This is a genomic window from Leisingera sp., from assembly GCF_034669605.1.
Taxonomy (GTDB): Bacteria; Pseudomonadota; Alphaproteobacteria; order Rhodobacterales; family Rhodobacteraceae; genus Leisingera.
Map to the genome: position 1 here is coordinate 1 of NZ_JAXMOX010000266.1, position 5,157 is coordinate 5,157.

Annotated in this window: 6 protein-coding genes; 4 read left to right on the forward strand and 2 right to left on the reverse strand. The window is 62.1% G+C overall.

Features of this window, described 5'->3' with window-relative positions:
* Positions 1 to 771, reverse strand: a 771-nt coding sequence (locus tag VOI29_RS22325; protein ID WP_323783800.1) for a phytanoyl-CoA dioxygenase family protein, incomplete at its 3' end; no start/stop codon positions are given.
* A gap of 99 nt (positions 772 to 870) precedes the next feature.
* On the opposite strand from VOI29_RS22325, the gene VOI29_RS22330 reads away from it, so the two are divergent.
* Positions 871 to 1,803 carry a LysR family transcriptional regulator gene (locus VOI29_RS22330; RefSeq protein WP_323783802.1) on the forward strand — a complete coding sequence of 311 codons (933 nt, stop codon included), beginning with the start codon at positions 871 to 873 and terminating at the stop codon, positions 1,801 to 1,803.
* Here the strand turns inward: VOI29_RS22330 and irrA are convergent.
* A complete protein-coding gene (gene irrA, locus VOI29_RS22335) occupies positions 1,768 to 2,184 on the reverse strand; it encodes an iron response transcriptional regulator IrrA (RefSeq protein ID WP_323783804.1) in 417 nt (138 codons plus the stop codon). The genes VOI29_RS22330 and irrA overlap by 36 nt on opposite strands.
* A 217-nt stretch (positions 2,185 to 2,401) precedes the next feature.
* Between irrA and fabA the strand changes: the two genes are divergently transcribed.
* Genes fabA through VOI29_RS22350 form a run of 3 tightly spaced genes read left to right on the forward strand, consistent with a single transcriptional unit; the run spans position 2,402 to position 4,984 of the window.
* Positions 2,402 to 2,911, forward strand: a complete 510-nt coding sequence (gene fabA, locus VOI29_RS22340) for a bifunctional 3-hydroxydecanoyl-ACP dehydratase/trans-2-decenoyl-ACP isomerase (RefSeq protein WP_024088754.1) — start codon at positions 2,402 to 2,404, stop codon at positions 2,909 to 2,911.
* 45 nt (positions 2,912 to 2,956) lie between these two features.
* Complete coding sequence (gene fabB / locus VOI29_RS22345) at positions 2,957 to 4,186, forward strand: beta-ketoacyl-ACP synthase I (protein WP_323783806.1); 1,230 nt, start codon at positions 2,957 to 2,959, stop codon at positions 4,184 to 4,186.
* Positions 4,187 to 4,192: 6 nt separating this feature from the next.
* Positions 4,193 to 4,984 (forward strand): enoyl-ACP reductase, encoded by a 792-nt coding sequence (locus tag VOI29_RS22350; RefSeq protein WP_323783808.1) that lies wholly within the window; start codon positions 4,193 to 4,195, stop codon positions 4,982 to 4,984.
* The last annotated feature ends 173 nt before the right edge of the window (positions 4,985 to 5,157 follow it).

Genomic DNA, 5,157 nt, shown 5'->3' on the forward strand with positions numbered 1-5,157 from the left:
CTCGCGCAGCCGTTGGCCAGGCTGCATTTCGTGGCCCGGAAACGGCGGCGAAGTGGGGCCGGGGCGCTCCACGTAGCGGGCATCATCCCCCACCAGCCGCAGCGAGAACGCGCGGCGGCGGGAGGCGGAGGTATTGCCGCGGGCGCCGTGCAGGGTTTTGTAGTTGAAAGCAACCGCATCGCCCGGCTGCATCGGGTATTCCAGCACCGTCATACTGTCGTCCGCATCCGGATCGGGCACCTGCATGTATTGGCCTTCATCCGGAAAGAAACCGTCCTCCGAAACCCAGCGGGTCGGCAGCACTTCCTTTTCCCATTTGTGCGAGCCTGCAACGCAGCGCAAGGCCGCTTCCTTCACCTCATCAAGCGGCGACCAAAAGCTGATGGTCTGCTGCCCCTCGACAAAATAGTATGGCCCGTCCTGATGCCATGGGGTCGGCATCGATGTGCCAGGCTCTTTGACCAGAACATGGTCGTGGAACATTTGCACCGAGCTGGATTTCATCAGGTCAGCGGCAACTTGGGCGACCGGGGATTGCTCGATCGCCTGCTGGAATTCGGGGATCCGGGTCCAGTTGCAGTAATCGTCAAAAAAGCGCCCGGTCTGGCCGGCCTTTTCGTTATTGGACGCATATGGCCCCGGGTTTTCCATATTGGCGGCTATACCGGAACGCAGCAGTCCGACCTGTTCGGCAAACAGCCCGCGGATAAGGACAACGCCGTCACGCTGAAACTGTTCGACATGTTCAGGAGTAATAAGGGGGTGGACCATGGCTGCCTCCGCTGCTGAATGATGCAATTCTGTTGCGTCATTCCTGCCGGTCAAAGGGCATAGTTTCAAATCATATCTTTCTATTATACACTTAACTTGATGTTATACCTTACGTTGCGCCATTATGAATACATCTGCGCCGTGGCGCAGCATGGCAGCCTGTCAGCAGCGGCCGAGGCGGTGCATGTAAGCCAGCCTGCCCTGTCTGCGGCCCTCAGCCGGATCGAGGCGCACCTGGGCCATGCGCTGTTCTTGCGCCGCCGCGGGGCCGCGCTGGCATTGACACCGCAGGGCCGGGAGTTCGCGGCCCAAGCGCAGGACCTGCTGGACCAGGCCCGGCGGCTGGAAGATCCAAAGGGATCCGGTCCCGGGCAAAGACGGATTATGCTGGCCTGCTTCTCAGACCTTGCGCCGTTTTTGCTGGCCCCCGCGCTCAAGGTGCTGAGACGGGCGCTGCCTGAGTTTGAGATCCGCCACCGCGCCTGCGGGTTCGCCCCATTGATCAATGCTCTGACCGAGGGCGAGGCGGATCTGGCCATCACCTATGATCTGGGCTTGGATGCCGGGTTCAGCCGGGCGGAACTGGACCGGTTTTCCCCTCACGCCCTGATGCCGCCCGGACATCCGCTCGCGGGCCGCAGCGATCTTTCCCTGGCGGAGGTGGTGCTGCATCCGCTGGTGCTGTCACAGGAAGGCTTGTCGGTGCAGCACATGCTGGGGCTGTTCAAGGCGCATGGTCTGGTGCCGCGGATTGTCCACCGGGCGGATTCGCTGGAATTGCTGCGCAGCCTGGCGGCCAATGGCGAAGGCGTCGGCATCAGCTACAGCCTGCCGCCCGGCGGGATGAGTTATGATGGCAAGCCATTGTGCGCTGTACGGATCACAGACAAGGCCGCGGAAGAACCGGTGATTCTGGCCACCCATGCCCGATTGCCGGACGCGTCGCCAGCGTCCAAAGCGCGTGACATACTGTGCAGAACGTTCAGCGCCGGCCCGTCAGACCTTGCGCAGGCGGATCACCACATCGACTGAGGCGATCTCCATCCCCTCCGGCGCTTGCGGCAGTTTCTGAATCACCAGTTCCTGCGCCGGGGCATCGCTGACCCGGCCCTCGTCCTCCCAGAAAAAATGCGGATGATCATGGGTGTTGGTGTCGAAATAGCTTTTGGAGCCGTCCAGCGGGATCTCCTGCAGCACGCCCGCATCGCAGAAGGCCCGCAGCGTGTTGTAGACGGTTGCCAACGATACGGCAGCGCCCTTTTTTTTGGCCGACTCAAAGAGGCTTTCGGCTGTGATATGCCGGTGCTTTCCGTCGCCGACCAGCAATTCGGCCAGCGCCACCCGCTGCCGGGTGGGTCTCAGCCCGGCATCCGTCAGCCAGCGTGTGGCCGCATCTTCGCTGTTTGGCGTCATGAGCAGATCCTGCATCGCGTTGCTGACCGTATATATAGGTGCAACACCCCGGGTTTTTCAAATGAAATTCATTCGCAGCTGACCGCCGGTTTCCTGTGCGCCTGTGGCACATTCAGCGCAAGAGTGACGCGGGGTACCCTTGCAGGACCCTTTGGCCGGGTGTTACAGGAGGCCAGATATACCAATAGACCAGACCCCAGGCAGGAGATGCGCCCGAATGGCCGATTACCCGAGCAGCTTTGACAAGGACGATTTGCTGAAATGCGCGCGGGGCGAGCTGTTTGGGCCGGGCAACGCTCAGCTGCCTGCTCCGCCAATGCTGATGATGGACCGGATCACGGAAATTTCCGGCGATGGCGGCGAGCATGGCAAGGGCCATGTGATTGCAGAATTCGACATCACCCCGGACCTTTGGTTCTTTGACTGCCATTTCCCGGGCAACCCGATCATGCCTGGCTGCCTGGGCCTGGATGGCCTGTGGCAGCTGACCGGTTTCAATCTGGGCTGGCGCGGCTGGCAGGGCCGCGGCTATGCGCTTGGAGTGGGCGAGGTAAAGCTCACCGGCATGGTGCGCCCGGACCGCAAGATGCTGACCTACCGGATCAACTTTACCAAGGCCGTTCAGACCCGCCGCCTGACCATGGGGGTCGCCGATGGCATCGTCGAAGCGGACGGTGAAGTGATCTATCAGGTCAAAGATATGAAAGTGGCCCTGTCCGAGAGCTGATAGGCTCGTCGGTCAGACAGGCACCTTAACAACAGGAGTACGCCTATGCGTCGCGTCGTCGTCACCGGTCTGGGGATTGTGTCCTCCATCGGGAACAATGCTGAAGAGGTCCTCGCCTCGCTGAAGGCAGGCAAATCCGGCATCGAAGCCAGCCCCGAGATGGCTGAGCACGGCTTTCGCAGCCAAGTGGCCGGCACGCTGAAGATCGACACGGCCGCGCATGTGGACAAGCGCACCCTGCGGTTCATGGGGCCCGGTGCGGCTTACGCCCATATCGCGATGAGCCAGGCGATTGCCGATGCCGGCCTGAGCGACGATCAGGTGGTCAATGAACGCACCGGCCTTGTGGCAGGCTCAGGCGGCCCGTCGACCAGCGCCATGCTGGCCGCGCATCAGGTGGTGCAGAAAACCGGCGCGACCAAGCGCATCGGCCCCTTCGCGGTGCCGAAATGCATGTCCTCGACGATCTCTGCCAACCTGGCAACCGCCTTCAAGATCAAGGGCATCAACTACTCGATCACCTCGGCCTGTTCGACCTCGCTGCATTGCATCGGCAATGCCGCCGAGCAGATCATGATGGGCAAGCAGGACGTGATGTTTGCCGGCGGCGGCGAGGAGCTGGACTGGACCCTGTCCTGCCTGTTTGACGCCATGGGCGCGATGTCCTCCAAATACAACGACACGCCCGAAAAAGCCTCGCGCGCGTTCGATCAGGACCGCGACGGTTTCGTGATCTCCGGCGGCGGCGGCATCGTGGTGCTGGAGGATCTGGAGCACGCGCTGGCGCGCGGGGCCAAGATCTATGCCGAGGTGACCGGCTTTGCCGCGACCTCCGACGGGCACGACATGGTGGCCCCGTCCGGCGAGGGCGGCGAGCGGGCGATGCGGCTGGCGCTGTCCACCCTGCCCGAGGGCCGCAAGGTTGATTACATAAACGCGCATGGCACTTCGACCCCCGTGGGTGACGTGGGTGAAGTCGAGGCCGCGCGCCGGGTGTTCGGCGAAGGCAAAGTACCGCCGATGTCCTCAACCAAGTCGATGACCGGCCACGCCCAGGGCGCTGCCGGCGCGCTGGAGGCGATTTTCTGCCTCTTGATGCTGGACAACGATTTCATCACACCGTCGATCAACGTCGAAACCCTCGCCGAAGGCATCCTGCCGGGCGAGATTGCCACCGCACTGGTGGAAAACGCCGGCCTCGATTCGGTGATGACCAACAGCTTCGGCTTTGGCGGCACCAATGGCTCGATGGTTCTGAGCAAATACAAGGGATAAGTGACGATGGCGGGACTGCTGACCGGCAAGCGCGGCCTGATTATGGGCGTTGCCAATGACCGCTCCATCGCCTGGGGTATTGCCAAAGCCATGGCAGAAGCCGGGGCTGAACTCGCCTTCACCTATCAGGGCGAAGCCTTTGGCAAGCGACTGGAGCCGCTGGCGCAGAGTGTCGGCTCGGATTTCATGGTCGATGTGGATGTGACGGATGACGCTTCGCTGGATGCCGCGTTCGAACAGCTTGGCAGCCGCTGGCCGTCACTCGATTTCGTGGTGCATGCAATTGCCTATTCGGACAAATCCGAGCTGACCGGGCGCTTCCTCGACACCAGCCGGGCGAATTTCAAGAACTCGCTGGATATCTCAGCCTATTCCTTCATCGAAGTGGCGCGCCGCGCCCACCCGATGATGAGAGAAAACGGCGGCACCCTGCTGACCCTGACCTATCAGGGGTCGAATCAGGTGGTGCCGAATTATAATGTGATGGGCGTGGCCAAGGCTGCGCTGGAGTCGGCGACCCGTTACCTGGCCAATGACCTCGGCCCTGAGGGCATCCGTGTCAACGCAATCTCGCCCGGCCCGATGAAGACGCTTGCCGGTGCCGCCATCGGCGGCGCCCGCAAGACCTTCAAGCACACGGCCCAGAATGCGCCAATGCGCGAGAACGCCACGCTGGAAGCAGTCGGCGGCACCGCGGTGTACCTGGCGTCTGATGCAGGCGCTTGCACGACCGGTGAAATCATCCGGGTCGATGGCGGTTTCCATGTGCTGGGAATGCCGCAGCAGGATCATCTGTAAGCGGCTAGAGTCCGCTGACATCTAAAAAGGCGCCCTTGGAGGCGCCTTTTTTCTATTCCAGCAGTGGCTTCAGGACGCCGAGATTTTGCAGCGCGTTCGCCTGCCTCTCATCCGGCATTCTCCCGCCCGTCGCCGGGCTTCTGGCAAAGCCCGCTTCCATTGGGCGTGGGGCA

Bases quoted from the DNA above. Each gene is read 5' to 3' on its own strand.
- VOI29_RS22330 (WP_323783802.1), top strand. From the start codon at position 871: ATGTTATACCTTACGTTGCGCCATTATGAATACATCTGCGCCGTGGCG.
- irrA (WP_323783804.1), bottom strand. From the start codon at position 2,184: ATGACGCCAAACAGCGAAGATGCGGCCACACGCTGGCTGACGGATGCC.
- fabA (WP_024088754.1), top strand. From the start codon at position 2,402: ATGGCCGATTACCCGAGCAGCTTTGACAAGGACGATTTGCTGAAATGC.
- fabB (WP_323783806.1), top strand. From the start codon at position 2,957: ATGCGTCGCGTCGTCGTCACCGGTCTGGGGATTGTGTCCTCCATCGGG.
- VOI29_RS22350 (WP_323783808.1), top strand. From the start codon at position 4,193: ATGGCGGGACTGCTGACCGGCAAGCGCGGCCTGATTATGGGCGTTGCC.